The 26,145-nt window shown below is 72.4% G+C and carries 29 protein-coding genes and 1 riboswitch; of the genes, 24 read left to right on the forward strand and 5 right to left on the reverse strand.

All coding sequences use genetic code 11. The features are described 5' to 3' along the window. Window positions 1-60: 60 nt before the first annotated feature. Genes EDD26_RS09135 through EDD26_RS09145 form a run of 3 tightly spaced genes read right to left on the reverse strand, consistent with a single transcriptional unit; the run spans window position 61 to window position 3,676 of the window. Window positions 61-978, reverse strand: a complete 918-nt coding sequence (locus tag EDD26_RS09135) for a beta/alpha barrel domain-containing protein (RefSeq protein ID WP_123697437.1) — start codon at window positions 976-978, stop codon at window positions 61-63. Beyond that, window positions 975-2,228, reverse strand: a complete 1,254-nt coding sequence (locus tag EDD26_RS09140) for a CaiB/BaiF CoA transferase family protein (protein WP_245989828.1) — start codon at window positions 2,226-2,228, stop codon at window positions 975-977. Before EDD26_RS09140 ends, EDD26_RS09135 begins: the two co-directional genes overlap by 4 nt. Continuing rightward, window positions 2,225-3,676, reverse strand: coding sequence for a GntP family permease (locus EDD26_RS09145; protein ID WP_123697438.1), 1,452 nt, complete (start codon window positions 3,674-3,676; stop codon window positions 2,225-2,227). Before EDD26_RS09145 ends, EDD26_RS09140 begins: the two co-directional genes overlap by 4 nt. A 109-nt stretch (window positions 3,677-3,785) precedes the next feature. Here EDD26_RS09145 and EDD26_RS09150 point away from each other — a divergent pair, with 109 nt between their 5' ends. The 3 genes from EDD26_RS09150 to EDD26_RS09160 all read left to right on the forward strand — a co-directional run bounded on the left by EDD26_RS09150 (window position 3,786) and on the right by EDD26_RS09160 (window position 5,306). Continuing rightward, window positions 3,786-4,544, forward strand: a complete 759-nt coding sequence (locus tag EDD26_RS09150; protein WP_123697439.1) for an IclR family transcriptional regulator — start codon at window positions 3,786-3,788, stop codon at window positions 4,542-4,544. A gap of 1 nt (window position 4,545) precedes the next feature. After that, window positions 4,546-4,608: riboswitch (guanidine-III (ykkC-III) riboswitch) on the forward strand. A gap of 10 nt (window positions 4,609-4,618) precedes the next feature. After that, window positions 4,619-4,933, forward strand: a complete 315-nt coding sequence (locus EDD26_RS09155; protein ID WP_123697440.1) for a DMT family transporter — start codon at window positions 4,619-4,621, stop codon at window positions 4,931-4,933. A 1-nt stretch (window position 4,934) separates the two neighbouring features. Beyond that, complete coding sequence (locus tag EDD26_RS09160) at window positions 4,935-5,306, forward strand: DMT family transporter (RefSeq protein ID WP_123697441.1); 372 nt, start codon at window positions 4,935-4,937, stop codon at window positions 5,304-5,306. Between the two features lie 370 nt (window positions 5,307-5,676). On the opposite strand, the gene epsC is transcribed toward EDD26_RS09160, so the two are convergent. Both epsC and cysK read right to left on the reverse strand, forming a co-directional pair. Next, on the reverse strand, window positions 5,677-6,231 hold the full coding sequence (gene epsC, locus EDD26_RS09165; RefSeq protein ID WP_123697442.1) for a serine O-acetyltransferase EpsC: 555 nt from the start codon (window positions 6,229-6,231) through the stop codon (window positions 5,677-5,679). Window positions 6,232-6,240: 9 nt separating this feature from the next. Then, window positions 6,241-7,170 carry a cysteine synthase A gene (gene cysK, locus EDD26_RS09170; protein WP_123697443.1) on the reverse strand — a complete coding sequence of 310 codons (930 nt, stop codon included), beginning with the start codon at window positions 7,168-7,170 and terminating at the stop codon, window positions 6,241-6,243. 109 nt (window positions 7,171-7,279) lie between these two features. Here cysK and prmC point away from each other — a divergent pair, with 109 nt between their 5' ends. The 21 genes from prmC (at window position 7,280) to EDD26_RS09275 (ending at window position 26,111) form a co-directional block, all read left to right on the forward strand. Beyond that, window positions 7,280-8,140 (forward strand): peptide chain release factor N(5)-glutamine methyltransferase, encoded by an 861-nt coding sequence (gene prmC / locus EDD26_RS09175; RefSeq protein WP_123697444.1) that lies wholly within the window; start codon window positions 7,280-7,282, stop codon window positions 8,138-8,140. Window positions 8,141-8,256: 116 nt separating this feature from the next. Beyond that, complete coding sequence (locus EDD26_RS09180) at window positions 8,257-8,925, forward strand: L-threonylcarbamoyladenylate synthase (protein ID WP_123697445.1); 669 nt, start codon at window positions 8,257-8,259, stop codon at window positions 8,923-8,925. Window positions 8,926-8,929: 4 nt separating this feature from the next. Beyond that, window positions 8,930-10,129: an MraY family glycosyltransferase gene (locus EDD26_RS09185; protein ID WP_123697446.1), complete on the forward strand. Its 1,200-nt coding sequence runs from the start codon at window positions 8,930-8,932 to the stop codon at window positions 10,127-10,129. After that, entirely contained in the window at window positions 10,126-10,587 is a 462-nt protein-coding gene (locus tag EDD26_RS09190; RefSeq protein ID WP_123697447.1) for a Cg1360 family ATP-synthase-associated protein, read from the forward strand. The genes EDD26_RS09185 and EDD26_RS09190 overlap by 4 nt, the downstream gene beginning before the upstream one ends. Before the next feature lie 160 nt (window positions 10,588-10,747). Beyond that, window positions 10,748-11,578, forward strand: a complete 831-nt coding sequence (gene atpB, locus EDD26_RS09195) for a F0F1 ATP synthase subunit A (protein WP_425453433.1) — start codon at window positions 10,748-10,750, stop codon at window positions 11,576-11,578. Window positions 11,579-11,615: 37 nt separating this feature from the next. Further along, on the forward strand, window positions 11,616-11,855 hold the full coding sequence (gene atpE, locus EDD26_RS09200; RefSeq protein WP_123697449.1) for an ATP synthase F0 subunit C: 240 nt from the start codon (window positions 11,616-11,618) through the stop codon (window positions 11,853-11,855). Window positions 11,856-11,862: 7 nt separating this feature from the next. Further along, a complete protein-coding gene (locus EDD26_RS09205) occupies window positions 11,863-12,414 on the forward strand; it encodes a F0F1 ATP synthase subunit B (RefSeq protein WP_123697450.1) in 552 nt (183 codons plus the stop codon). Next, window positions 12,414-13,199 carry a F0F1 ATP synthase subunit delta gene (locus tag EDD26_RS09210; protein ID WP_123697451.1) on the forward strand — a complete coding sequence of 262 codons (786 nt, stop codon included), beginning with the start codon at window positions 12,414-12,416 and terminating at the stop codon, window positions 13,197-13,199. The genes EDD26_RS09205 and EDD26_RS09210 overlap by 1 nt, the downstream gene beginning before the upstream one ends. A 27-nt stretch (window positions 13,200-13,226) precedes the next feature. Further along, on the forward strand, window positions 13,227-14,861 hold the full coding sequence (gene atpA / locus EDD26_RS09215) for a F0F1 ATP synthase subunit alpha (protein WP_123697452.1): 1,635 nt from the start codon (window positions 13,227-13,229) through the stop codon (window positions 14,859-14,861). A gap of 23 nt (window positions 14,862-14,884) precedes the next feature. Then, a complete protein-coding gene (locus EDD26_RS09220; protein ID WP_123697453.1) occupies window positions 14,885-15,769 on the forward strand; it encodes a F0F1 ATP synthase subunit gamma in 885 nt (294 codons plus the stop codon). 24 nt (window positions 15,770-15,793) lie between these two features. Further along, window positions 15,794-17,251 carry a F0F1 ATP synthase subunit beta gene (gene atpD, locus EDD26_RS09225; protein WP_123698514.1) on the forward strand — a complete coding sequence of 486 codons (1,458 nt, stop codon included), beginning with the start codon at window positions 15,794-15,796 and terminating at the stop codon, window positions 17,249-17,251. Beyond that, the gene (locus EDD26_RS09230) at window positions 17,251-17,508 is read left to right on the forward strand and encodes a F0F1 ATP synthase subunit epsilon (RefSeq protein ID WP_123697454.1); all 258 of its coding nucleotides are present in this window, start codon (window positions 17,251-17,253) and stop codon (window positions 17,506-17,508) included. The genes atpD and EDD26_RS09230 overlap by 1 nt, the downstream gene beginning before the upstream one ends. Continuing rightward, a complete protein-coding gene (yaaA, locus tag EDD26_RS09235; protein ID WP_123697455.1) occupies window positions 17,505-18,224 on the forward strand; it encodes a peroxide stress protein YaaA in 720 nt (239 codons plus the stop codon). Before EDD26_RS09230 ends, yaaA begins: the two co-directional genes overlap by 4 nt. 185 nt (window positions 18,225-18,409) lie before the next feature. Continuing rightward, complete coding sequence (locus EDD26_RS09240) at window positions 18,410-20,059, forward strand: RecQ family ATP-dependent DNA helicase (protein WP_123697456.1); 1,650 nt, start codon at window positions 18,410-18,412, stop codon at window positions 20,057-20,059. A 102-nt stretch (window positions 20,060-20,161) separates the two neighbouring features. Next, window positions 20,162-20,893, forward strand: a complete 732-nt coding sequence (locus EDD26_RS09245; RefSeq protein WP_425453434.1) for a response regulator transcription factor — start codon at window positions 20,162-20,164, stop codon at window positions 20,891-20,893. After that, the gene (locus EDD26_RS09250) at window positions 20,890-22,338 is read left to right on the forward strand and encodes a sensor histidine kinase (RefSeq protein ID WP_245989829.1); all 1,449 of its coding nucleotides are present in this window, start codon (window positions 20,890-20,892) and stop codon (window positions 22,336-22,338) included. Before EDD26_RS09245 ends, EDD26_RS09250 begins: the two co-directional genes overlap by 4 nt. Window positions 22,339-22,360: 22 nt before the next feature. Further along, window positions 22,361-22,693, forward strand: coding sequence for a TfoX/Sxy family protein (locus EDD26_RS09255; RefSeq protein WP_123697457.1), 333 nt, complete (start codon window positions 22,361-22,363; stop codon window positions 22,691-22,693). 103 nt (window positions 22,694-22,796) lie between these two features. Continuing rightward, complete coding sequence (locus EDD26_RS09260) at window positions 22,797-23,714, forward strand: phosphodiester glycosidase family protein (RefSeq protein WP_245989830.1); 918 nt, start codon at window positions 22,797-22,799, stop codon at window positions 23,712-23,714. After that, entirely contained in the window at window positions 23,714-24,775 is a 1,062-nt protein-coding gene (locus EDD26_RS09265) for a glycosyltransferase (RefSeq protein ID WP_123697458.1), read from the forward strand. The genes EDD26_RS09260 and EDD26_RS09265 overlap by 1 nt, the downstream gene beginning before the upstream one ends. After that, window positions 24,772-25,341: a DUF4956 domain-containing protein gene (locus EDD26_RS09270; RefSeq protein ID WP_245989831.1), complete on the forward strand. Its 570-nt coding sequence runs from the start codon at window positions 24,772-24,774 to the stop codon at window positions 25,339-25,341. The genes EDD26_RS09265 and EDD26_RS09270 overlap by 4 nt, the downstream gene beginning before the upstream one ends. After that, window positions 25,338-26,111 (forward strand): polyphosphate polymerase domain-containing protein, encoded by a 774-nt coding sequence (locus EDD26_RS09275; RefSeq protein ID WP_245989832.1) that lies wholly within the window; start codon window positions 25,338-25,340, stop codon window positions 26,109-26,111. Before EDD26_RS09270 ends, EDD26_RS09275 begins: the two co-directional genes overlap by 4 nt. Window positions 26,112-26,145: the final 34 nt, after the last annotated feature.

Consider the following 26,145-nt stretch of genomic DNA (forward strand, 5'->3'; position numbering starts at 1 on the left):
CTCGCGCAGCAACCCGACACTCGTGGCGCGCGGGGACTCCGACGCCGGGCGGCGCGCCGCTCAGGCCCGCAGCGTCCAGGGGAACGCGCGCGCCTGCGGGCTGAGGGCGCCGCCGCGCACGCGCGCGCGGTCCGGCTCGTCGAGCGCGCCGGTGATCTCCTCGCCGAGCCGCACGAGGGCCGCGAAGGAGTCGGGGCTCGACCAGGCGGGCCGGAGGGTGAAGGCGAGGTCCTCGGTCGAGGTGTTGCCGGACGCCCCGGGCGCGAAGGGGCAGCCGCCGAGGCCGCCGAGCGCGCCGTCGACGACGTCCGCGCCCGCGTCCACCGCGGCGAGCGCGTTCGCGACCCCCGCGCCCCAGGTGTCGTGGCCGTGGAACACGAGGCCCGCCTCCGGACGGCGCGCGGCCGCGAGCCCGACCCGCTCGCGCACGACGGCGGGATGCGCCTGGCCGAGCGTGTCGCAGATGACGACGTCGCTCGCGCCGGCCGTGCGATCGTCGCCGAGGATGCGCTCGATGCGCTCGAGCGGCACCTCGCCCTCGAAGGGGCACGTGAACGTCGTCGCGATGCAGAGCTGCAGCTCGCCGTCGACCGCGCGCGCGGCGGCGAGCGCGTCGGGCATCGCGGCGATGGAGGCCTCGGTGTCGCGGCCGATGTTCGCCCGGTTGTGGCTGTCGCTCGCCGAGAAGCAATACTGGAAGCGCGTGACCCCGGCGGCCGCGGCCCGCTCGACGTGGCGCGGCGTCGCGACCCACACCCAGCAGCGCGCGAGCTCGTCGGGCGTGAGCGCCGCGACGACGTCGAGCGTGTCGGCCATCGCCGGCACGAGGTCGGGCCGCGCCATCGAGCCGATCTCGACGTGCTCGACACCGAGCGCGAGCAGCTCGCGCACGAGGCGCACCTTGCGCTCGGTGGGCAGCGGCTTGCCGGTGAGCTGCAGCCCGTCGCGGAGCGTCACGTCGCGGATCCCGACCGTCATGCTGCCTCCTCCTGCACGAGCGCATCCGCTCGCGTCGCGTCCCAGCCGAGCCACTCGGCCAGCACCTCGCGGGTGTCGGCTCCCAGGTCCGGGCCCGGATGCGTGATGGGCAGGCTCCGCCCGCCGACGACCGGCACGATGCCGGGCATCGCGACGCCCTCGCGCATCCCCGCGCCGTCGTTGATGTCGAAGCGCTGGATCATCTCCCGCGCCGCGTACTGCTCGTCGGCGATGACGTCCTCCGCCCTGTAGATGGGGCCGGCGGGCACGCCCGCCGCGTCGAGCGCGTCGAGCGCGTCGCCGCTCGAGCGGGCAGCCGTCCACGCGCCGATCGCGTCGTCGAGCTCGTCGCGGCGCGCCCAGCGCAGCTCGTTCGATGCGAGCGCCGGGTCGGCGCCGAGGTCGGGCCGCCCGATCGCCTCCATGTAGCGGCGGAAGATGCCGTCGCCGTTGCCCGCGACGACGATGCTCCTGCCGTCGCCGCACAGGTAGGCGTTCGACGGCGCGATGCCCTCCATCCGGCCGCCGGTGCGCTCGCGGCGCTGCCCGTAGGCCGAGAACTCCGGCACGAGCGACTCGGTCACCGACAGCATCGCCTCGTTGAGCGCGACGTCGATCGCGCGCGCGTCGAGCGGGATGCGCGGCGCCGTGCCGTCGGCGGCGGCGCGGGCGCGCTCGCGCTCGAGCAGCCGCATGACGGCGCCGAACGCCGCGTAGAGCCCGGCGATCGAGTCGCCGATCGAGAAGCCGGTGCGGCTCGGGGGCCTGCCCGGCTCGCCCACGAGCTCCCGGAAGCCGCCGTACGCCTCCGCGACGGCCGCGAAGCCGGGCCGCGCCGACATCGGGCCGGTCTGGCCGAAGGCCGAGATGCGCACGAGCACGAGGTCGGGGTTGACGGCCTCGAGCTCGGCCGGGCCGATGCCCCAGCGCTCGAGCGTGCCGGGGCGGAAGTTCTCGAGCACGACGTCGGCCTCCGCCGCGAGCGCGAGCACGGCCGCGCGGCCCGCGTCGCTGCGGAGGTCGAGCACGACCGAGCGCTTGCCCCGGTTGATGGTGCGGAACAGCATCGAGGTGTCACCCGCGTGCAGCCGCCAGCGCCGCAGCTCGTCACCGGTGCCGGGCCGCTCGACCTTGACGACGTCGGCGCCGAAGTCGGCGAGCAGCCGCCCGGCGGTGGGCGCCGCGATGTAGTTGCCGAGCTCGAGCACCCGGATGCCCTGCAGGGGCCGCTCCTGCACGACGCCGCTCACAGCACGACCGACAGCAGCAGCACCATGCCGAGCGCGACGATGCTCGCGACCGAGACGCCGACGGTCACCGACTTGAGCGCGCCCCGCACCGATTGGCCGAGGAACGACTGCAGCAGCCAGAAGGTGTTGGAGGTGACGTGGATGCAGAAGAGGGCGCCCGCGCCGGCCGCGAGGCCGATGAGGATCGGGTTGAGCCCGAGGCTCGCGGCGACCGGTGCGAGGATGCCCGCCGCGGTCATCGCCGAGAGGGTCACCGAGCCGACCGCGATGTGGAGCACCGCGGCGAAGACCCAGACGAGCACGATCGGCGCGAAGGCCGAGGCGCCGAGGTAGCCGGTGAGCAGGTCGCCGAGCTCGCCCGCGGCGATGACGGCCGCGAGCGCGCCGCCGACGCCGGTGAGGGCGAAGATCTGGCCGGCGTCCTTGAAGCCGTGGACGAGCGCGCGCTCGAGCTCGGTGCGGCCGAGCGCGCGGCGCGCGATGAGCGCGGTGCCGATGACGCCGATGAGGAGCGCGATCGCGGGGGAGCCGAGGAACTGCATCGCCGGCGCCTCGGCCTCGGCGATGTCGAGCAGCGCGCCCACGGCGATGAGCACGAGCGAGAGCAGCAGCGGTGCGAAGAGCACGAGGAGCGGCAGGCGACGGGCCTCGTCCTCCTGCTCCGCGACGGCGACGCTCGAGCGCTGCGCGCCGTCGCCGGCGACCGGGATCGACCGCGTGGCACCCGAGACGGAGCGGGGCGCGTCCGCGCCGGAGCGGCCGTCGGCATCCGCGCCGCCCGGCTCGTCGCCGTCCTGGATGATCTCCTGCTCATCGCCCTCGGGGTTCCAGAAGCCGGCGCGGAAGGCGATGGTCATGATGAGGATCGAGACGATCACGGTGGGCACGACCACGACGAAGCCCCACAGCAGCATCTGCCCGATCGGGATGCCGAGGCTCGCCGCGATCATGACGGCGCCGATGCCGGGCACCATGAGCGCGATGCCGGTCTCGAGGCTGATGGCGAAGGTCGCGGCCATGATGCCGACGCCCGCCTTGCCGAGCCGCGGCGCGATCCTGCGGGCGAGCGGCGCGGCGAGCACGATCATCACGTCGACGAAGATCGTCTGCAGGTAGGTCGCGAACGAGACGCCGATCGCGAAGGGCACGCCCTTCGGGCCGAAGAGCTTGAGCAGCGACTCGACGAGCCGGGTGATCGCGCCCATCCGGTTGAGCAGCGAGCCGATGAGCACACCCCAGGCGATGAGCAGCCCGGCCTCGGCCATCGTGTCGCCGAAGCCGGTGGCCATGGTCTCGACGGTGCCGAGCGCGCCGAGTCCGCTCATGAGGCCGATGGCGGCCGCGCCGATCGCGAGCGCGATGACGGGGTTGACGTGCAGCCGCACGATCATGATCACGACCGCGACGATGACGACCGCGACGATCGCGAGGATGGTCCACTCGGGCATGGGATCCCTCTCCGTTGAGGGTGGCGCTCGGCGCCACGGATTCCCACATCGTAGGACAGATGCCACATCGCGGGTAGTCCGGCGTGTCGCGCGGCCATAGGATCGCGCCATGACCGAAGTGCCGCTGCTCGTGCTCGCGAAGATCACCGCGATCCTCGACGCCTTCACGCTCGAGCAGCCGAGCATGACCGCCGCCGACATCCGCCGGGCCACGGGCATCCCCGCGTCGACCGCGCACCGGCTGCTCGGCAACCTCGTCGAGCACGGCTTCCTCGACCGCTCGGGCGACGCGTACGCGATCGGTGCGCGCATGGCGTTCTGGGCCGGTCCGGCGGTGCGCGCGAGGGCGCTCGGCGACCTGCTGCCGCCGCAGCTCGCGGCGCTGCGCGACACGACCGGGGAGACGGCGTGCTTCTTCATCCCCGAGCGCGGCGCCCGCGTGTGCGTCGGCGTCGCCGAGACGCTGCACGGGCTCAAGCGCGCGATGTACGTCGGGCGCATCCAGCCGCTGCACGTGGGCAGCGCCGGGCGCGTCATCCTCGCCTGGCGCGACGACCTGCTCGAGGAGGTGCTCGCCACACCGCTCGCGGCGCTGACCGGCTCGACGATCACCGATCCGGATGCGCTGCGGGCGGTCGTCGCGCGGACGCGGGCCGACGGCTACGCGATCACGGCGGGGGAGCGGGTGGAGGCGGCGAGCGGCGTCTCGGCGCCGGTGTTCGACGCGCACGGCGAGCTCGCCGGCGCGCTCACCGTGATGGGGCCGACGCTGCGGCTCACCGACGAGCGGTGCGCCGCGCTCATCGACGACGTGGTCGGCGCCGCCGACCGGCTGACGGCCTCGATCGGCGGCCGGCGGGTAGCCTGAGGGCAGGCTCGCCGCAGAGCCGCGGACGAGGGAGCCGTACCCGCACAGCGACAAGACGGCCGGAAGGGCTCGTCATGGCATGGGTGATCCTGATCGCCGCCGGCCTCCTGGAGGCGGTGTGGGCGACCGCGATGCAGGCGTCGAAGGGCTTCCGCCGCTGGCGGCCGACGGTGCTGTTCGTCGTCGCGATGCTCGCGTCGATGGGCGGCCTCGCGTGGGCGATGCTCGAGATCCCGACCGGCACCGCCTACGCGGTGTGGGTGGGCGTCGGTGCGGTCGCCACCGTGGCGCTGCAGGCGGCGCGCGGCAAGGAGGGGCTCACGGTCGTGCGCTCGCTGCTGCTCGTGCTGCTCGTCGGCTGCCTCGTCGGCCTGAAGCTGGTGAGCTGACGTGCGCGCGCGCACCGCGTGGCTCGTACTGCTCGCGAGCGCCGTCCTCGAGGCCGTCTGGGCGACGGCGCTCGGGGCGTCCGCCGGCTTCTCGGAGCCCGTCCCGACGATCGTCTTCGCCGTGACCGCCGTGCTGAGCTTCGTCGGCCTCGAGCGGGCCGTGCAGACGGTGCCGCTCGCGACCGGCTACGCGGTCTGGACCGGCGTCGGCGGCGCGCTCACCGTCATCTGGGCGCTCGTCACGGGCGTGCAGCCCTGGAACCCGCTCATGCTGCTCTTCCTGGCGGGCATCCTCGTGGCGGTCGCGGGCCTCGCCCTCACCGAGCGCCCGCACGCCTCGCCTGCCGAGGCCACCGCGTCCACCCCCGACTGACCCGCCGAGCGCTGGCTCCCGCGCGAGCGGTCATCTCGGTACCTGAGTGGTCATCTGGGCGCGTGAGTGGTCAGCTCGGCGTGTGAGTGGTCATCTGGGCGCGTCAGTGGTCAATCTGGCGTACGAGTGGTCAGTTCGGAGCTTGAGCGGTCGCGTGGTCGTCCGAGTGGTCGCTTCGGGGCGCATGAACGCCGCAGTGTGCGACGTCGGCCGCTCGACGGGGCGTTGACCGTTCACGCGCGGGATTGACCGGTCGGGCGCGGGACTGACCGCTCGGGGGCGGGAGTGACCGCTGAACCGCGGCAGTGACCGCTCGGGCGCGGGACTGACCGCTCGGGCGCGGGAGTGACCGCTCGGGCAGCAGCGGCGGCTAGATCGAGTACTCGATGTGCGGGAGCTCGGCGGGCGCGGTGCTCGCGACCGGCCTCGCGGGCACGCCGACGAGCGTCGCGCCCGAGGGCGCGTCGTGCAGCACGACCGCGTTCGCCCCGACCTTGACGTCGTCGCCGAGCGCGATCGGCCCGAGGATCTTCGCCCCGGCGCCCACGAGCACGCGGTGGCCGAGCGTCGGGTGGCGCTTCACGGCGGCGTTCGCCGTGCCGCCGAGCGTGACGCCGTGGTAGAGCATCACGTCGTCGCCGACCTCGGCGGTCTCGCCGATCACGACACCCATGCCGTGATCGATGAAGAAGCGGCGGCCGAGCCGCGCGCCCGGGTGGATCTCGACGCCCGTCATGAAGCGCGTCCACTGGCTGCCGGCGCGCGCGAGCGAGCGCGCGCCGGCGTGCCACAGGCGGTGCTGGATGCGGTGGGCCCAGACCGCGTGCAGGGTCGAGTAGGTGAGCGCGATCGTCACAGCGCCGCGCGCGGCCGGGTCGTGCCGCTTCGCGTTCTCGATGTCCTCGCGGACGTTGAGCAGGCCCATCCGCGCCCCTCAGGCCAGGTCGGCGTAGATCGGCATCGAGAGGTAGCGCTCGCCGGTGTCGCAGACGATCGCGACGATCGTCTTGCCGGCCGACTCGGGACGGCGGGCGATCTCGAGCGCGGCCCAGACGATCGCGCCGGAGGAGATGCCGGCGAAGATGCCGTCCTTCGCGGCGAGCTCGCGGCCGACGCGCACGGCGTCGTCGAGCTGCACGTCGACGACCTCGTCGTAGATGCCGGTGTCGAGGATGGCCGGCACGAAGTTGGCGCCGAGGCCCTGGATCTTGTGCGGCCCGGCCTTGCCCTCGGAGAGCAGCGGCGAGTCCGCGGGCTCGACGACCACGAGGTGCAGCTCGGGCTTCAGCTCCTTGAGGCGGCCCCCGGCACCGGTGATCGTGCCGCCCGTGCCCACGCCGGCCACGAAGACGTCGACCTCGCCGTCGGTGTCGGCCCAGACCTCCTCGGCGGTGGTCTCGCGGTGCACGCGGATGTTCGCCTCGTTCTCGAACTGGCGGGCGAGGATCGCGCCCGGCGTCTCCTCGACGATCTGCTGCGCCCGCTCGACCGCGCCGCGCATGCCGTCGGGGCCGGGCGTGAGCACGAGCTCGGCGCCGTAGGCCTTGAGGATGGCGCGCCGCTCGACCGACATCGTCTCGGGCATCGACAGGATGACCTTGTAGCCGCGCGCGGCGCCGACCATGGCGAGCGCGATGCCGGTGTTGCCGCTCGTGCCCTCGACGATCGTGCCGCCGGGCTGCAGCGACCCATCGGCCTCCGCCGCGTCGATGATGGCCCGGCCGATGCGGTCCTTCACCGATGCGCCGGGGTTGAAGGACTCCACCTTGACGAGCACGGTCGCGTGCGTGTCGTTCGTGCGCTGGAGGCGCACGAGGGGAGTGCCGCCGATGGTGGCGGTGATGTCGTCGAAGATGCGCGCCATGCGTTGTCCTTTCACCCGATGGAAGCGTTCCTTTCAGTGTAGGGGCGCTCGGCTGGGCGCCCGGTGCCCTGCAGCACTGGGGGACACCCGGCCGCTATAGCGTTGGCCCGTGAACGAACGATCGGTCGGCGACGACGTCCGCGACGCGCGCGCGAGGCTCGCCCTCGCGGGCATCCACGGACCCGATGCAGAGCTGCTCGCAGCGTGGGCCGCGCGGAGCGGCGTCGGCGAGATCCGCGTCGACATGGCCATGGGGCGGCCGTTCGAGCCGGATGCGCTCGACCGGTTCCGCGCCGGCGTCGCCCGCCGGGAGGCGCGCGAGCCGCTGCAGCACATCACCGGTTCCGCCCCGTTCCGGCACGTCGAGCTGCGGGTGGGCCCCGGCGTCTTCACACCGCGGCCCGAGACCGAGCTGCTCGTCGAGGTCGCCCTCGACCACCTCCGCGCAGCGGTCGCGCCCACCGTGCTCGACGTCGGCACCGGCTCCGGCGCCGTGGCGATCGCGCTCGCCCGCGAGGCGGGCGCGCGCGTCGTCGCCGTCGAGCAGAGCCCCGCGGCCTTCTCGTGGGCGCGCCGCAACATCGCCGCGCTCGCACCCGGCATCGTGCTGCTGCACGCCGACGCGCGCGACGCCGCGGCGCTCGCGGCCGTTGGCGTGCACGCGGGCTCCCTCTCGGCGCTCGTGTCGAACCCGCCCTACGTGCCGCACGCCTCCGTGCCGGCCGACCCGGAGGTGCGCGGCTTCGACCCGGACCGCGCGCTCTACTCGGGCGTCGACGGGCTCGACCTCGTGCGCGATCTCGCGCCGCTCGCCGCCGACCTCGTCGCCCCCGGCGGGCTCGTCGCCTTCGAGCACGCCGAGCATCAGTCGGCCGCGATCCGCGAGATGCTCGAGGATGCGGGCTTCCACGACGCGCGCACGCACCGCGACCTGACGGGCCGCGACCGCGTCACGGCGGCCATCCGCTGACCGCCTTCGCCGAACTTCCCCGAACCGAGGCTTTCCGCCACGAAAGCCCGCAGTTCAGGGAAGCTCGGCGATCGGGGTGAAGGGGGTGGGCGCGGGTGCGCCGGTACGATGAGCGGGTGCCCGCCATCCACGACTGCGCCGACCCGATGTCCCTGCTCGACGGCGTGCGCGCCGCCCGCACGGCCATCGCCGCCGGCCGCTGCATCGTGATGCCGACCGACACCGTCTACGGGATCGCGGCGGACGCGTTCTCGCACGCCGCGGTCGCCGGGCTGCTGGCCGCGAAGGGCCGCGACCGGGGGTTCCCGCCGCCCGTGCTGGTCGCCGATCGCGCGATGGCGAGCGCGCTCGCGGAGTCGGTGCCCGCCGAGCTCGAGCCGCTGCTCGACGCGCACTGGCCCGGCCCGCTCACCGTCATCCTGCGCGCGCAGCCGTCGCTCACCTGGGACCTCGGCGACACCGGCGGCACCGTCGCCATCCGCGTGCCCGACCACCCCATCGCGATCGGCCTGCTGCGCGAGACCGGCCCGCTCGCGGTCTCGAGCGCGAACCTGCACGGGCGTCCGGCGCCGACCGAGGCGGCGGCGGCGGCCGAGATGCTCGGCGACAGCGTCGCCGTCGTGCTCGACGCCGGCACCGTCGGCGGCACCGCCGCGGCGGGGGAGCAGAACGGCTCGACGATCCTCGACTGCTCGACCCCCGGCACGTTCCGCATCGTGCGCCAGGGCGTGCTGCCGCGAGCCGTGATCGCCGAGGCGCTCGGCGACCTGCTCGTCGACGGGTGATGCCGTGATCTTCCTGGCCGTCGCGGCCGTCGCGGCGGTCATCACGTTCCTCACCAGCCGGGTCGTGCTGCGCCTCGCGCTGCGGTTCGGCATCCACCCTCCGGTGCGCGACCGCGACGTGCACTCCCGGCCGACGCCGCGCCTCGGCGGCGTGGCGATGTGCCTCGGGCTGCTCGGCGCCTTCGGCGTCGCCGCGCTCATCCCCGAGCTCTCGGGCGTCTTCGCCGAGCCGGTGCGCATCTGGACGCTGCTCGCCGGCGCCGTCGCGATCTGCGCGATCGGCGTGCTCGACGACCTCTACGACCTCGACTGGATGCTGAAGCTCGGCGCGCAGATCCTGGTCGCCGCGGGGGTCGCGATCTTCGGCGTGCAGATCGTCAGCCTCCCGATCGGCGGGCTCACCGTGCCGTCGTCGACGATGGCGATCAGCCTCACGGTGCTGCTCATCGTGCTCGTGATGAACGCCGTGAACTTCATCGACGGCCTCGACGCGCTCGTCGCCGGCACGACGATCATCGGCTCGACGGCGTTCTTCGGCTACATCTTCATCATCAGCGCCAACCAGGGCCAGCAGAACGCCTACTTCTCGCTCGCGAGCCTCATCACGGCGATCATCGTGGGCGTCTGCCTCGGCTTCCTGCCCGTCAACTGGCACCCCGCGCGCATGTTCATGGGCGACGGGGGAGCGCTCATGCTCGGGCTCATGACCGCGGCGAGCGCGATCGCGGTCACCGGCCAGATCGACCTCGCCACCATGGGCGGGCGCAGCCAGATCCTGCCGGCCTTCATCCCCATCCTGCTGCCGCTCGCGATCCTGCTGCTCCCGCTCACCGACTTCGTGCTCGCCGTCGTGCGCCGGCTCGTGAACGGCTCGAGCCCCTTCGCCGCCGACCGCAAGCACCTCCACCACCGGCTGCTCGACATGGGCCACTCGCACCTCGGCGCGGTGCTCATCTTCTACGCGTGGACCGCCGTGGTCTCGATCGGCTGCCTGATCTTCCTGTTCCAGCCCTGGTGGGTGGCGATCGGTATCATGGTCGCGGGATTCCTCGTGTGCGCGGTGCTCACCGCTGCGCCGGTCAGCCGGCGCGTGTGGCAGACGCTGCTGCGCGTGCTGCGCGAGCGCCGAGCTGCGCGCAGGGGACTCGAGCCGATCGACACGCAGCGCAGCCAGACCATCGACACACGAGGAGACATCCGGTGACCACGACCGCGATCATGCAGCGGATCCTGCTCTGGGGAGGCATCCTCGCAGCCGCGGTCGCCGTCGTCGGCGGCGTGGTCGGATGGCTGCTCGCCGCGGGCGCAGGCCTCGCGTCGGCGCTCGTCGGCACCGCCCTCGCCATCATCTTCTGCATGCTGACGGCCGTGAGCATCCTGCTCGCCTTCAAGGCGTCGCGCGGCGTCATGATCTCGGGCGCGTTCTTCGGCATCGTGCTGGGCGGCTGGCTGCTGAAGTTCGTGCTCTTCATCGTGCTGGTCTTCGTGCTCGGCGACCAGGAGTGGCTGCACCGCGGCGTGGCCTTCGGGTCGCTCGTCGCCGCCGTCATCGGCTCGCTCGTGATCGACTGCGTCGTCATCGCCACGAGCCGCCAGCCGACGATCGACAGCGACGCCGACGACGAGACGCAGGGGCGCCCGGCATCCGGCGCACGGGCGTGATGGAGGCGTCGTCGGGGCCCGCTGCCGCCCACCTCTCTGATAGTGTCGTAGTCGCTCCCCCCACTGCCGCGCTCAGCTTCGAGCGTGCCCGCGCGAGGGGGTGCACCGACGTCGAACCGGCGCCAGGCGCCCTGAGGTTGAGGAAGACACGCTGAACGCCTTGCTGACGCCGCTGGCTGCCGCTGGAACCGAGCCCGAGCCGTTCCATCCGCCGTCGATCGCCGACTTCTTCCCGGACATCGTGCTCTTCGCGGATCCGACGATCGAGTGGTTCGGCAGCGACGAGCCGATCTTCGGCATCAACCGCATCATGCTCATCCGCATGCTGTCGGCGCTCGTCATCATCCTGATCTTCGTCCTCGGCACCCGGAAGATGCGCCTCATCCCGACGCGCGGCCAGAGCATCGTCGAGATGGGCCTCGGCTTCGTCCGCGACGGCATCGCCTACGACCTGCTCGGCGAGAAGGACGGCCGGCGCTTCCTGCCGCTCATCACCACGATCTTCTTCATGGTGCTGTCGATGAACATCACGGGCATCGTGCCGTTCCTCAACATCGCGGGCACCGGTGTCATCGGCGTGCCGCTCGTGCTGGCGCTCGTCGCCTACGGGGCGTTCATCTACGCCGGCGTCAAGAAGCACCCGGGAGCGTTCTTCAAGAACGCGCTCTTCCCGCCCGGCGTGCCGTGGCCGCTCTACATCATCGTGACGCCGATCGAGTTCGTCTCGACCTTCGTCCTGCGCCCCATCACGCTCACGCTCCGACTCATGATGAACATGGTCGTCGGGCACCTGCTGCTCGTGCTGTTCTTCGCGGCCACGCAGTTCTTCTTCTTCTCCGCCGGTGGCTTCTACACGCTCTTCGGCGTGGGCACGTTCGCCTTCGGCTTCGCCTTCACGCTCTTCGAGGTCCTCGTCGCAGTGCTGCAGGCCTACGTCTTCGCCCTCCTGACCACTGTCTACATCCAGCTCGCGCTGGCTGAAGAGCACTGACCCTTCCGGGCAACCGGAACCGCAGAAAGGAACCACCGTGGACAACGCCACGACCATCCTCGCCGAGATCAACGGCAACATCGGCACCGTCGGCTACGGCCTCGCGGCGATCGGCCCCGCCATCGGCGTGGGCATCGTCGTCGGCAAGACGATCGAGTCGGTCGCTCGCCAGCCGGAGCTGCAGGGTCGCCTGACGGTGCTCATGTACATCGGCATCGCCTTCACCGAGGCACTGGCGTTCATCGGCATCGCCACGTACTTCTTCATGACGAACTGAGCCACGGATGCTCACCACTCCTCTCTTCCTCGCGGAGGAGTCGGGGGAGGCCACACCGAACCCCCTGCTTCCCGCGCCGTACGACATCCTGTGGTCGGCGGTCATCTTCGTCGTCCTGCTGCTGATCTTCTGGAAGGTCATCCTCCCGCGCATGCAGGCGCTGCTCGACGAGCGCTCCGCAGCCATCGAGGGCGGCATCAAGAAGGCGGAGGCCGCGCAGGCCGAGGCCGCTGCCGCGCTCGAGTCGTACAACACCCAGCTCGCTGAGGCCCGTGCCGAGGCCGGTCGCATCAAGGACCAGGCTCGCGCCGACGCCGCCAAGATCGAGGCCGACCTCAAGGCTCGCGCCAACGACGAGGCCGAGCGCATCACCGCCCAGGCGCACCAGCGCATCGAGGCGGAGCGCCAGGCTGCGTTCACGTCGCTGAAGACCGAGGTCGGCACGCTCGCCCTCGGCCTCTCCGAGAAGGTCGTCGGCGAGTCGATGGACGACGCGCGGTCCGCCGCGATCGTCGACCGCTTCCTGGCCGAGCTCGAGCACGACGGGGCGAACCGCTAGTGGGCAGCGCGACCAGCCAGGCGCGGACCGGCATCGACGAAGCACTCGTGCGCCAGCCGCAGGCCGGCCTCGACGACGCGCGGGACCTGTTCCAGGCATCGCGCGCCATCGAGCGCAGCCCGCAGGTGCTCGCGGCGCTCGCCGACCCGGTCTCGCCTCCGGATGCGCGGGCGGCTCTCGCCGAGCGCGTGCTCGGGCAGCTCGGTGCTCCGGCGGTCTCGATCGTCGCGCACCTGGCGCGCCAGCGCTGGTCCGACGCCGCCGACATCCTCAGCGCCATCGACGACGCGGGCATCCGCATCGCGGTGCGCGGAGCCGCCGGCGCCGACGTCGCGGGCGAGATCGCCTCGTTCGCGCGCATCGTCTCCTCCGACCCGCAGCTCGAGCTCGCGCTCGGCGGCGTGCTCGGCAAGGCCGACGACAAGGCGGCGCTGCTGCAGCGGCTCATCGGCGGGCGAGCGAGCGAGGCGACCACCGTGATCCTCGACCACCTCGTCCGCGTGCCGCGCGGGCGCCGCATCGGGCAGCTGCTCCGCGGCGCCGCGACCGAGGTCGCAGCCGCAGCCGGTCGCTCGATCGCGACCGTCACCTCGGCGCGCGAGCTCCCGACCGCCCAGCTCGACCGGCTCCGCGCCGGCCTCGAGCGCCAGTACGGCCGCACGCTGCAGCTGCAGCAGGTCGTCGACCCGGCCGTCGTCGGCGGCCTCAGGGTGGCGATCGGCGACGACGTCATCGACGGCACCGTCCGTTCCAAGTTCACCGACCTGCGCCTGAAGCTCGGCTAGGTCGAAGGCATTCGAAGAGGAAGACACATGTCAGAGCTCACCATCAGCCCCGACGAGATCAAGGGCGCACTCGCCGACTTCGTCTCGTCCTACGAGGCATCCACGTCGACGACGGCCGAGGTCGGCCACGTCATCGACGCCGCCGACGGCATCGCCCACGTCGAGGGCCTGCCCGGCGTCATGGCCAACGAGCTCGTGCGCTTCGCGGACGGCACGCTCGGCCTCGCGCAGAACCTCGACGAGACCGAGATCGGCGTCGTCGTGCTCGGTGAGTTCGGCGGCATCGTCGCCGGCATGGAGGTCACCCGCACCGGTGAGGTCCTCTCCGTCCCGATCGGCGAGGGCTACCTCGGCCGCGTCGTCGACCCGCTCGGCAACCCGATCGACGGCCTCGGCGAGATCGCCTCGAGCGGCCGCCGCGCCCTCGAGCTCCAGGCACCGGGCGTCATGCAGCGCAAGTCGGTGCACGAGCCGCTCCAGACCGGCATCAAGGCCATCGACGCGATGATCCCGGTCGGCCGCGGCCAGCGCCAGCTGCTCATCGGCGACCGCCAGACCGGCAAGACGGCCATCCTGATCGACACGATCATCAACCAGAAGGCCAACTGGGAGTCGGGCGACGTCAACAAGCAGGTCCGCTGCATCTACGTCGCGATCGGCCAGAAGGGCTCGACCATCGCCTCGGTGAAGGGCGCGCTCGCGGACGCCGGCGCGATGGCGTACACGACCATCGTCGCGTCGCCCGCATCCGACCCGGCCGGCTTCAAGTACCTCGCGCCGTACTCGGGCTCGGCCATCGGCCAGCACTGGATGTACGAGGGCAAGCACGTCCTCATCATCTTCGACGACCTGTCGAAGCAGGCAGAGGCCTACCGCGCCGTCTCGCTCCTGCTGCGCCGCCCGCCGGGCCGCGAGGCGTACCCGGGCGACGTGTTCTACCTGCACTCCCGCCTGCTCGAGCGCTGCGCGAAGCTGTCCGACGAGCTCGGCGCCGGTTCGATGACGGGCCTGCCGGTCATCGAGACGAAGGCCAACGACGTCTCGGCCTACATCCCGACCAACGTGATCTCGATCACCGACGGCCAGATCTTCCTCCAGTCCGACCTGTTCAACGCCAACCAGCGCCCCGCGGTCGACGTCGGCATCTCGGTGTCCCGCGTCGGCGGCGACGCGCAGGTCAAGTCGATCAAGAAGGTCTCCGGCACGCTCAAGCTCGAGCTCGCGCAGTACCGCTCGCTCGAGGCGTTCGCGATGTTCGCCTCCGACCTCGACGCCACGTCGCGCCGCCAGCTCGACCGGGGCGCTCGCCTCACCGAGCTGCTGAAGCAGCCGCAGTACTCGCCGTACCCCGTGGAGGAGCAGGTCGTCTCGATCTGGGCCGGCACGAACGGCAAGCTCGACACGGTGCCGGTGAACCAGGTGCTCCAGTTCGAGTCGGAGCTGCTCGAGCACATGCGCCACAACGGCACGGTGCTGTCGACGCTGCGCGAGACGAACGTGCTCGACGACGCGACGCTCGCGATGCTCGAGTCCGAGGTCGACGCGTTCGTCAAGAACTGGCAGTCGAAGCCGGAGTCGAGCATCACCGACCCGGGCACCGAGTCCGACACGCCGATGGTCGAGGACGTCAACCAGGAGCAGATCGTCAAGGGCCGTCGCTGACGCGAGCTCGCTGAGGAGGCGACATGGGAGCCCAGCTCCGGGTCTACACGCAGAAGATCAAGTCTGCGCAGACGACCAAGAAGATCACGAAGGCGATGGAGCTCATCGCTGCATCGCGCATCCAGAAGGCGCTCGCACGCGTGCACGCCTCGACGCCGTACGCTCGCGCGCTCACGCGCGCCGTCAGCGCGGTCGCCACGTACTCCAACGAGGCGCACCCGCTGACGGTCGAGCGGCCGCAGCTCAAGCGCGCGGCCATCGTCGTGCTGACGAGCGACCGCGGCCTCGCCGGCGCGTTCAACTCGCAGATCCTGCGCGAGGCGAGCGAGCTGCGGGCGAAGCTCGAGGCTGAGGGCAAGGAGGTCGACCACTACCTGGTCGGCAACAAGGCCGTCGGCTACTTCCGCTTCCGCAAGCGCACCGCGGTGCGCGAGTGGACGGGGCAGTCGGAGACGCCGAGCCCGGAGCTCGCGCAGGAGATCGCCGACGCGGTGCTCGAGGCGTACGTCTCGGAGCAGGTCGACGAGATCCACGTCGTCTACAACCGCTTCGTCAGCATGATGACGCAGGACCCGACCTCGGTGCGGCTGCTGCCGCTCGAGATCGTCGAGGCCTCGGGCGCCGAGAGCGCCGAGCAGTTCCCGCTCTACGAGTTCGAGCCGGAGCCCGCGGGCGTGCTCGACGCACTGCTGCCGGTCTACGTCGAGAGCCGCATCTTCAACGCCCTCCTGCAGTCGGCCGCCGCGAAGCAGGCAGCCACCCAGAAGGCGATGAAGTCGGCCTCCGACAACGCCGACAAGCTCATCACCGACTACACCCGCCTGCGCAACAACGCGCGCCAGGCCGAGATCACGACGCAGATCTCCGAGATCGTGGGCGGCGCGGACGCCCTCGCCTCGGCGAAGTAGCCACGAAAGGCAAGCACCATGACCATCACTGACACCACAGAGGCCTCGCAGAAGCAGGTCGGCGTCGGCCGCGTCGCTCGCGTGACCGGGCCCGTCGTCGACATCGAGTTCCCGCACGACGCCATCCCGGGCATCTACAACGCGCTCAAGACCACCGTCGACCTCGGCGCGGGCACCGAGCCGCAGGAGATCACGCTCGAGGTCGCGCAGCACCTCGGCGACGACCTCGTGCGCGCCATCGCCCTCAAGCCGACCGACGGCCTCGTCCGCGGCCAGGAGGTGCGCGACACGGGCGACCCGATCATGGTGCCCGTCGGCGACATCACCAAGGGCAAGGTCTTCAACGTCATCGGCGAGGCGCTCAACCTCGGCGAGGGCGAGACGCTCGAGGTCACCGAGCGCTGGTCGATCCACCGCAACGCGCCCTCGTTCGACCAGCTCGAGTCGAAGACGCAGCTGTTCGAGACCGGCATCAAGGTCATCGACCTGCTCACGCCCTACGTGCTCGGCGGCAAGATCGGCCTCTTCGGCGGCGCCGGCGTCGGCAAGACGGTGCTCATCCAGGAGATGATCCAGCGCGTCGCGCAGGACCACGGCGGTGTCTCGGTGTTCGCCGGTGTCGGCGAGCGCACCCGTGAGGGCAACGACCTCATCCACGAGATGGAGGAGGCGGGCGTCTTCGACAAGACCGCCCTCGTCTTCGGCCAGATGGACGAGCCGCCGGGCACGCGACTCCGCGTCGCCCTCTCGGCGCTGACGATGGCGGAGTACTTCCGCGACGTGCAGAAGCAGGACGTGCTGCTCTTCGTCGACAACATCTTCCGCTTCACGCAGGCCGGCTCGGAGGTCTCGACGCTGCTGGGCCGCATGCCCAGCGCCGTCGGCTACCAGCCGAACCTCGCGGACGAGATGGGCATCCTGCAGGAGCGCATCACGTCGACCCGCGGCCACTCGATCACGTCGCTGCAGGCCATCTACGTGCCCGCTGACGACTACACCGACCCGGCCCCGGCCACGACGTTCGCGCACCTCGACGCCACGACGGAGCTCTCGCGAGAGATCGCGTCGAAGGGCCTCTACCCGGCCGTCGACCCGCTGACCTCGACGAGCCGCATCCTCGACCCCCGCTACCTGGGCAACGACCACTACCGCGTCGCGACCACGGTCAAGCAGATCCTCCAGAAGAACAAGGAGCTGCAGGAGATCATCGCGATCCTCGGTGTCGACGAGCTCTCCGAGGAGGACAAGATCGTCGTGTCGCGTGCACGCCGCATCCAGCAGTTCCTCTCGCAGAACACCTACATGGCGAAGAAGTTCACCGGTGTCGAGGGCTCGACCGTGCCGCTCAAGGAGACCGTCGAGTCGTTCGACGCGATCGCCAAGGGCGAGTTCGACCACGTGGCGGAGCAGGCGTTCTTCAACGTCGGCGCCATCTCGGACGTCGAGGCCAAGTGGGCGCAGATCCAGAAGGAGAACGGCTGATGGCTCTCGCCGTCAGCATCGTGTCGGCCGCGGCCGAGGTCTGGTCGGGTGACGCCTCGCAGGTGGTCGCGCGCACGACCGAGGGCGAGATCGGCATCCTGACGGGCCACGAGCCGCTGCTCGCCGTGCTCGCCGAGGGCCAGGTGCGCGTCACCGACGCGTCCGGCACCGTCCACAAGGTGGATGCCGAGGACGGCTTCCTCTCGGTCGACCACGACCGCGTGGAGATCGTGGCCAGGAACGCCAAGCTCGCGTGATCGTCCTGCTGCCGCCCAGCGAGACGAAGGCGGCAGGCGGGACGGGCGAACCGCTCACGACGGCCGGTCTGGGATACCCCGGGCTGGCCGTCGCCCGTTCGCGGGCACTGGCGGCGCTCGACCGCCTGGTCGCCGAGGGGCAGGACGTCTCGACGCCCGCGAAGGCGCGCGCCGCGGCCGACAACGCCGCCGTGCGCACGTCCGCGACGATGCCCGCCATCGAGCGCTACACAGGCGTGCTCTTCGACGCGCTCGATGCCGCGTCCCTCGCGCCCGACGCGCGCGCCTGGCTCGACAGCCACGTCGTCGTGCAGTCGGCGCTGCTCGGCTTCCTGCGCGCCTCCGACCGCATCCCCGTCTACAAGGTGTCCGAGCACACGAAGCTGCCCGGCGAGCGGATGCGCGAGCTGTGGTCGGGGGCCGGATCGGTGATCGAGGGCTTCGCGCTCGACCTGCGCTCGAAGGCCTACGCGTCGCTCGCGCCCGTCGCGGGCGCCGTGCCGGTCGAGATCGTCTCGCCCGACGGCAAGGCGCTGAACCACTGGAACAAGGCGGGCAAGGGCGCGCTCGTGCGGTCGCTCGCCGCGGCGCGCGTCGTGGCGGACTCGGCGGATGCGCTCGTCGCGTGGGCCGCGTCGTCGGACGTGCCGCTCGAGCGCACGGACGCCGGCCTGCGCCTCACGGTGCAGGACCCGCGGCTCGTCGCCGCCCGCTGACCCGCGATGCTGGTCGAGCCGGACGGCGCGCTCTGCGCGCCGCCCGAGTCGAGACCGTCGCGACAGGCGCTCCTCCCTGGCACGGACGTGGTCTCGACTCGCGCGGCCGCCGGGGCGGCCGTGCGGCTCGACCAGCAACATCGGGGTACAGCGCGCGTGCGGGCACGTGCTCCTAGCATCGGTGCATGCCAGATGTACCCCAAACCGACGCCATCGCCGCCGGTGCCGCCGACCTCGGGTGGGCGGAGCTGCGGCCCGGGCAGCGCGAGGCGGTCCAGGCCGCGCTCGACGGGCACGACGTGCTCGCGGTCATGCCGACCGGCCACGGCAAGTCGGCGATCTACCAGCTCGCCGCCGGCCTCACCGACGGCCTCACCATCGTCGTGTCGCCGCTCATCGCGCTCCAGCGCGACCAGGTCGAGCAGCTGGGAGCGCTCGGCGCCGACCCCGCCGTCGCCGTGAACTCGTCGCAGCGCGCGACCGAGACCCGCGAGGCATGGGAGGAGCTCGAGGCCGAGGAGGCCGGCTTCCTCTTCCTGGCGCCCGAGCAGCTCGCCCGCGACGAGGTCGTCGAGCGGCTCCGCCGGCTGCGCGCGACGCTCTTCGTCGTCGACGAGGCGCACTGCGTCTCGGCGTGGGGGCACGACTTCCGTCCGGACTACCTGCGGCTCGGCCACGTGATCGAGGCGCTCGGGCATCCGACGACGATCGCCCTCACGGCGACCGCGGCACCGCCCGTGCGCGACGAGATCGTCGAGCGCCTGCGGATGCGCGACGCCCATCAGGTGGTGCGGGGCTTCGACCGCCCGAACATCTTCCTCGAGGCCCACCGGGTGGCCGACGACGACGAGCAGCGGCGGATGGTCGTCGAGCGGGCGAGCGCCGAGGCGAAGCCCGGGCTCGTCTACGTCGCCACCCGCAAGCAGGCGGAGCAGCTCACCGACGAGCTGCAGGCGGCCGGGACGCGCGCGGAGACGTACCACGCAGGGCTCTCCCGCGCCGAGCGCGAGCGGGTGCACGACGCCTTCTCCGACGGCAGCGCCGAGGTCGTCGCCGCGACCTCGGCCTTCGGCATGGGCATCGACAAGGCCGACGTGCGGTTCGTGCTGCACGCCGCGGCGCCCGAGTCGCTCGACGCGTACTACCAGGAGATCGGGCGCGCCGGCCGCGACGGCGAGCCGGCCCTCGCGGCGCTCTACTTCCGGCAGGAGGACTTCGGCGTGCACCGGTTCCGCACCGGGGGCTCCGCCGACACCGACATGCTGTCGAAGGTCGCGTCCCGCATCCGGCGCGCGAAGCAGCCCGTGCCGCCCGAGCGGCTGCGCGAGCGGCTCGAGGTCGGCGCGAGCCGGCTCACCTCCGCGGTCAACCTGCTCGAGCAGACCGGTGCGCTCGAGACCAACGGGGACGGCGACCTCGTGTGGCGCGAGGGCACCGTCAAGCCCGCCGTCGCCGAGGCGGCGAGGCTCGCGGAGGCGCGGCGCCGGGTCGACCGCTCGCGCATCGACATGATGCGGGGCTACGCCGAGACGGGCGGCTGCCGCCGCCGGTTCCTGCTGGGCTACTTCGGCGAGGAGCTGCCCGAGCGCTGCGGTGCGTGCGACACGTGCAGGAGCGGATCGGCCGCGCGCGTCGAGGAGGCGCGCGGCGAGGGGGACGCGGATGGCAGCTGGCGCGTGGGGCTCGAGGTGCGCCACGAGGCGTGGGGCGAGGGCAGCGTCGTCAGCGAGGACGGCGACCGCATCACCGTGCTGTTCGACGAGGAGGGCTACAAGACCCTCGCGGTGGAGACGCTCGAGCGCACCGGCGTGCTGCAGCCGCTGCCCGCTGCTTAGCCGCCACCAAGGAACCGTCAAGGTGCGCCTCACGGCGCGGCGGCACGATGCCGGAGGGCGCGCATCGGCGGCCCGATCATCCGCTCGAGAATCCGGTTGACTATGGCCATGACCCCGACCAGCCCGCGCACCCCGCTCGTGCGCCCCGACGGGATGCCCGTGCGCGCGCTCGTCGTCGACGACGAGGTCAACCTGAGCGAGCTGCTGCGCATGGCGCTGTCGAACGACGGGTGGGAGGCGCGGACGGCGGGCAACGGGCAGGAGGCGCTGAACGCCGTCCGCGAGTTCCAGCCCGACATCATCGTGCTCGACATCATGATGCCGACGATCGACGGCATGGAGGTGCTGCGCCGCATCCGCGCGACGGGCAACGACGTGCCCGTGCTGTTCCTGACCGCGAAGGACGCGGTCGAGGACCGCATCGCCGGCATCGAGGAGGGCGGCGACGACTACGTCACGAAGCCGTTCAACCTCGAGGAGGTCGTCGCGCGGCTCCGGCGGATGGCGCGCCGCCACGTCGCGATCGCCGACGCCGATCCGCGGCTCCAGGTGGGCGACCTCGTGCTCGACGAGGAGACCTACGAGGTCGAGCGTGCGGGCACGGCCGTGACGCTCACCGCGAAGGAGTTCGAGCTGCTGCGGTTCCTGATGCGCAACCCGCGGAGGGTGCTCAGCAAGGCACAGATCCTCGAGAGCGTCTGGAGCTACGACTTCGGCGGCAAGTCGAGCATCGTGGAGATCTACATCTCCTACCTGCGGAAGAAGATCGATCAGCTCGGCGAGCCGATGATCCACACCGTGCGCGGGGTCGGCTACACGATCAAGCCGGCGTGAAGCGCCGCGCCCCCCGTCGCGCCTGGACGCTGCGCCGCACGATCGTGACCGGCGCGAGCGTCCTGGTCGCGCTCGCGCTCCTCCTCACGAGCATCATCACGATGTCGGCGCTGCGATCGGCCGAGATCGAGCGGCTCGACGAGCAGGTGCTCGCAGGCCTGGACTTCGCCGCCGGCCCCCGCGGTGAGCCCGACGGCAATCCCGGTGGACCCGGCGGCAGCGGCTTCGAGCCGGCCGCGCGGATCGGCACGCTCCAGGTGGTGGTCGACGGCGCAGGCACCGCGACGAGCGCCACCTACGCGGGCGTCGACGGCGAGGAGGTGCCGCTGGCGTCATCCCAGCTCGAGGCGCTCCTCGCGGCCGACCTCGGCGAGCGCGCGCCCACGACCATCGACCTCGGCGGTGAGCTGGGGACCTTCCGGGTCGCGGCGGAGGCCCGAGACGGCCGCACCATCATCTCCGGCAGCTCGCTCGACGACGTCGATGCGACGACGGGGGCGATCACCGGCATCCTGGCGGTCGTGATGGGCGCGGCGCTCATCCTCGTCGTCGTGGGCCTCGCCCTGGTCGTCACGCGGGCGCTGCGGCCGCTCGAGCGGGTGACCGGCATCGCGCAGCGCGTCGCCGAGCGGCCGCTCGCGGCCGGCGCGGTGGAGCTGCCGGACCGCGTCGCCGCCGCAGACACCGACCCGCACACCGAGGTGGGGCGCGTCGGGCTCGCGCTCAACACGCTGCTGTCGCACGTCGAGACCTCGCTCGCAGCACGAGAGCGCAGCGAGCAGCAGCTGCGCCGCTTCATCGCCGACGCGAGCCACGAGCTGCGCACGCCGCTCGCCTCGATCCGCGGCTACGCCCAGCTCTCGCAGGGCGAGGACGCGCCCATGACGCCGACGCAGGAGCGCTCGCTCGAGCGGATCAGCGCCGAGGCGGTGCGCATGAGCTCGCTCGTCGACGACCTGCTGCTGCTCGCGCGGCTCGACGCCGGCCAGCAGCTGCGGCGCGATCCCGTCGACCTCGCGCTCGTGCTCGTGGACGCCGTCAGCGACGCGCACGCAGCAGCACCCGACCACGAGTGGGTCCTCCACGTCGACGAGACGGTCGAGGTGCGCGGTGACGAGGGCCGCATCCGGCAGGTGATCGCGAACCTGCTCGGCAACGCCCGGGCGCACACGCCGGCGGGCACGACCGTCACCGCATCGCTCGCGCACGATGCGACCCACGCCGAGATCCGCGTCCGAGACGACGGGCCGGGCATCGACCCGGCGCTGGGCTCGCGCCTCTTCGAGCGCTTCGTGCGCGGCGATGCGTCGCGCCACCGCGCGGCGGGCAGCACGGGGCTCGGTCTCTCGATCTCGCAGGCGATCGTCGCCGCGCACGGGGGCACGATCGAGGTCGACAGCGCGCCCGGACGCACGGAGCTCATCGTCCGGCTCCCGCTCACCTGACCGCGCGGCCTAGCATCGAGCCGTGACGAACCGGCCAGAGACCCTCGATCGCATCCGCGCGGCGTTCGAGCCGCTGCCCGTGCGGCTGCAGCCCATGTTCGGCGAGCAGGCCATCTACTGCGACGACCGGATCTTCGGCTTCGTCTGCGACGACACGCTGCTGCTCAAGCTGGTCCCGGAGGCGGGCGAGCTCACCGAGCACCTGCCGCGTGGCGAGGCATACCCGGGATCGAAGCCCTACGGCATCGTCGACGACGACGCGCTCGACGACACCGACTGGCTGCACGAGGTCGCCCAGACCATCGCGAGCACCCAGCCGCACAAGCCCGCGAAGGCACGGCGGCCGCGGCCCTGAGGGCCAGTGCATAGCCGCCGCACTGCTGGCGGCTCGACGGCGCTCATGCGCGACCAAGCATCGGTTCTGCTCCGGGTAGGGAGCGATCCGTAGACCTGGAGGCATGCACTCCGCACCGCCCAGCACCGCTGTCCGCCGCCCGCTCTCCACTCGCATCCGCCTCGCGATCGCCGCGGCCCTCGTCGCGTGCATGACCGTCGTCGGCGGCGTCGCGTGGGCGCTCGACCGCTTCCTCGTCGAGCACGTCGAGGTCGTGAGCGCCTCCGCCGCAGAGGGCTCGTCGGCGGTCACCACGACGACCGAGGCGGCCGCGTTCGCGGTCACGACCGAGACGGTCGGGAGCGGCACCGACGTGGCGGTCGTCACGACCGCCGTCATCGACCTCGACGCCATGACCCAGCTGCGCAGCGCGTTCGCCGACGACGCCTTCGGCGAGAACATCACCGAGCTGCCGAGCGTGATCGCGGAGGGCGTCGGCGCGAGCCTGGCGATCAACGGCGACTACTACGGCTTCCGCGACTCGGGCATCGTCATCCGCAACGGCGTGCTGTACCGCGACGAGGGCGCGCGCGAGGCGCTCGTGCTGTACCGCGACGGCACGGCGGCCATCGTCGACGAGACCGCCACGACGGGCGAGGAGCTGCTCGCGGACGGCGCGTGGCAGACGCTCTCGTTCGGGCCGGCGCTCGTCGAGGACGGCGAGGTCGTCGCAGGCATCGATGCCGTCGAGGTCGACACGAACATCGGGAACCACTCGATCCAGGGCGACCAGCCCCGCACCGCGATCGCGGTGCTCGCCGACGGCAGCGTCGCGTTCGTCGTGGTCGACGGCCGCAGCGACGCGAGCGCGGGCATGACCCTCTCGGAGCTCGCCGTCTACGTGCAGGGGCTCGGGGCGGTCACCGCGTACAACCTCGACGGCGGCGGATCCTCGACGATGGTCGTCGACGGCGAGGTCGTCACCGAGCCGTCGAACGGCGGCGAGCGCGCCACGAGCGACATCCTGTACGTGGCCGGCTGATGGCCGTCGTCCTGATCTGCGCGCTCGACCCCGACGAGCGCCTCGAGCTGCTCGTGGAGGCGCTCGCGCCCCGGCACGTCGTGGTCGTCGACGACGGCAGCGGCCCGGACTCCGCCGCCGTCCTCGCGAGGGTGCGGCGGCGCGGCGCGACCGTCCTCGTGCACGAGCGCAACCGGGGGAAGGGAGCGGCGCTCCGCACCGGCATCGCGCACGTGCGCGCTGCCCACCCGGGTGCCGACATCGTCACCGCCGACTGCGACGGCCAGCACCGGCCCCAGGACGTCGCCGCCGTCGAGGCCGCGATCGTGCCCGGTGCCATCGCCCTCGGCGAGCGCCGCTTCACCGGGGCGGTGCCGGTGCGCAGCCGGGTCGGCAACACCGTCGCCCGCTCGCTCTTCGCGCTCGCCTCCGGCGTCCGGGTGGGCGACGCGCAGACCGGCCTCCGGGGTCTCCCGAGCGACGCGCTGCCGTGGATCGCAGCCGTGCCGGGCGATCGGTTCGACCACGAGCAGCGCGTGCTGCTCGAGGCGTCGAGGCGGCGGGTGCCGCTCCGCGGCGTACCGATCGCGACCATCTACCTGGCCGGCAACGCGTCGTCGCACTTCCGTCCGCTCATCGACTCCGCGCGCGTCGTCGCGCCGCTGCTCGCGCCGATCGGCCGCTTCCTCGCGCTCGGCGCCGTCTGCTTCGCGCTCGACGCGCTGCTCGTCGTCGCGCTGTCCGCGGTGCTCGGCGTCGCCGGCATCGCGGCCGTGCTGGCACGGGCCGCGAGCGGCGCCGTGCACTTCGCCGCAGGCCGCCGATGGGTGTTCGTCGCGGCCGGCTGCGTCCGTGCCCAGGCGCGTCGCTACGCCCTGCTCGCGGCGGGCACGATCGCCGTCGGTGCGACCGCCCTGCAGCTCGCGGTCGCCGCCGGCGCGGCGCTCCTGCCGGCGAAGGTCGGCATCGACCTGGCGCTCGCCGCGGCGACCTACCTCGCGCAGCGCTTCGGCGTCTTCGCGCCCGTCCAGGACCCGACCCCCACGACCGAACCACACCCACGACGCTTGGAGCACCAGTGAACGACATCCTCATGATCGGCATCGACGCGATCGCGATCGCCATGATGGCCTTCGGCCTCTACTTCCGTCGCCACCGCCGCCGCGACCTGCTGGTCGCCTTCGTCGGCGTGAACGTCGGCGTGCTCGCCGTCAGCCTCGTGCTCGCGAGCGCCACCGCCTCGATCGGCGTCGGGCTCGGCCTCTTCGGCGTGCTGTCGATCATCCGGCTCCGCTCGACAGAGATCTCGCAGCGCGAGGTGGCGTACTACTTCGCATCCCTCGCGATCGGCCTCGTCGCGGGCCTCGGCGGCAGCAGCCTGCCGGTCGCGATCGGCCTCATCGCGCTCGTCATCGTGGCGATGGCGATCGTCGACCATCCGCGGCTGCTCGCGGGGCACCGCCAGCAGATGGTGCGCCTCGACCGCGCGGTCGTCGACGAGCTCGAGCTCGTCGCCGAGCTCGAGCGGCTCACCGGAGGCCGGGTCCGCCAGGCGACCGTCGTCGAGCTCGACCTCGTCGACGACTCGACGCTCGTCGACGTGCGATGGAGCCCTGCTCCGCGCGCGCGGCAGGCGGTCGCAGCGTGAGCGGCGTCGCGCAGGCGCTCGGCCGCCTCGAGCCGGTCTCGCTCGACGAGCTCACGGCAGCCGCAGCGCTGCTGACCCGCGTGGACCGCAAGTACGCGCTCCGCGCGGGCGATGCCGGCGCCGTGCTCGGCCGGCTGCCCGAGGGCACCCGGGCGCTCGAGATCGACGGCGAGCGCTCGCTCGCGTACGCATCCTGCTACTTCGACTCGCCGGACCTGCTCGCCTACCGCCTCGCCGCGCACGGCCGGCGGCGCCGCTTCAAGCTGCGCACCCGCACCTACGTGGACGCCGGCCGCTCCTACCTCGAGCTCAAGACGCGCGGCGGGAGGGGCACGACCGTGAAGGAGCGCATCGAGTACGCGCTCGACGACCGCGAGGTGCTCACCGACGACGGCCGCGCCTACGCCGACGAGGGCCTCGCGGCGATCGGCCTCGCAGCGCCACCGCTCGCCCCCGTGGTCGAGACGACCTACCGGCGCACGACCCTGCTGCTGCCCGACGGCGCCACCCGTGCGACCGTCGACACGGAGCTCGCATGGCAGCTCGACGACGGCACGACGATGCGGACGCCCGGCCTCGTCATCGTCGAGACGAAGGCCTCGAGCGGCGCAGGTCCCGTCGACCGGCTGCTCTGGCGCGCCGGGCACCGTCCCGACCGCGTCAGCAAGTTCGCCACAGGCCTCGCCGCGCTGCGCCCGGACCTGCCCTCGAACCGCTGGCACGGCGTGCTGCGCCGGTGCTTCGCCGATGCCGAGCGCATCGCCGCATGACGACCACGACCGACCACCACCACCAGGAGAGACC

The sequence above is a fragment of the Agrococcus jenensis genome, assembly GCF_003752465.1.
Classification (GTDB): Bacteria; Actinomycetota; Actinomycetes; order Actinomycetales; family Microbacteriaceae; genus Agrococcus; species Agrococcus jenensis.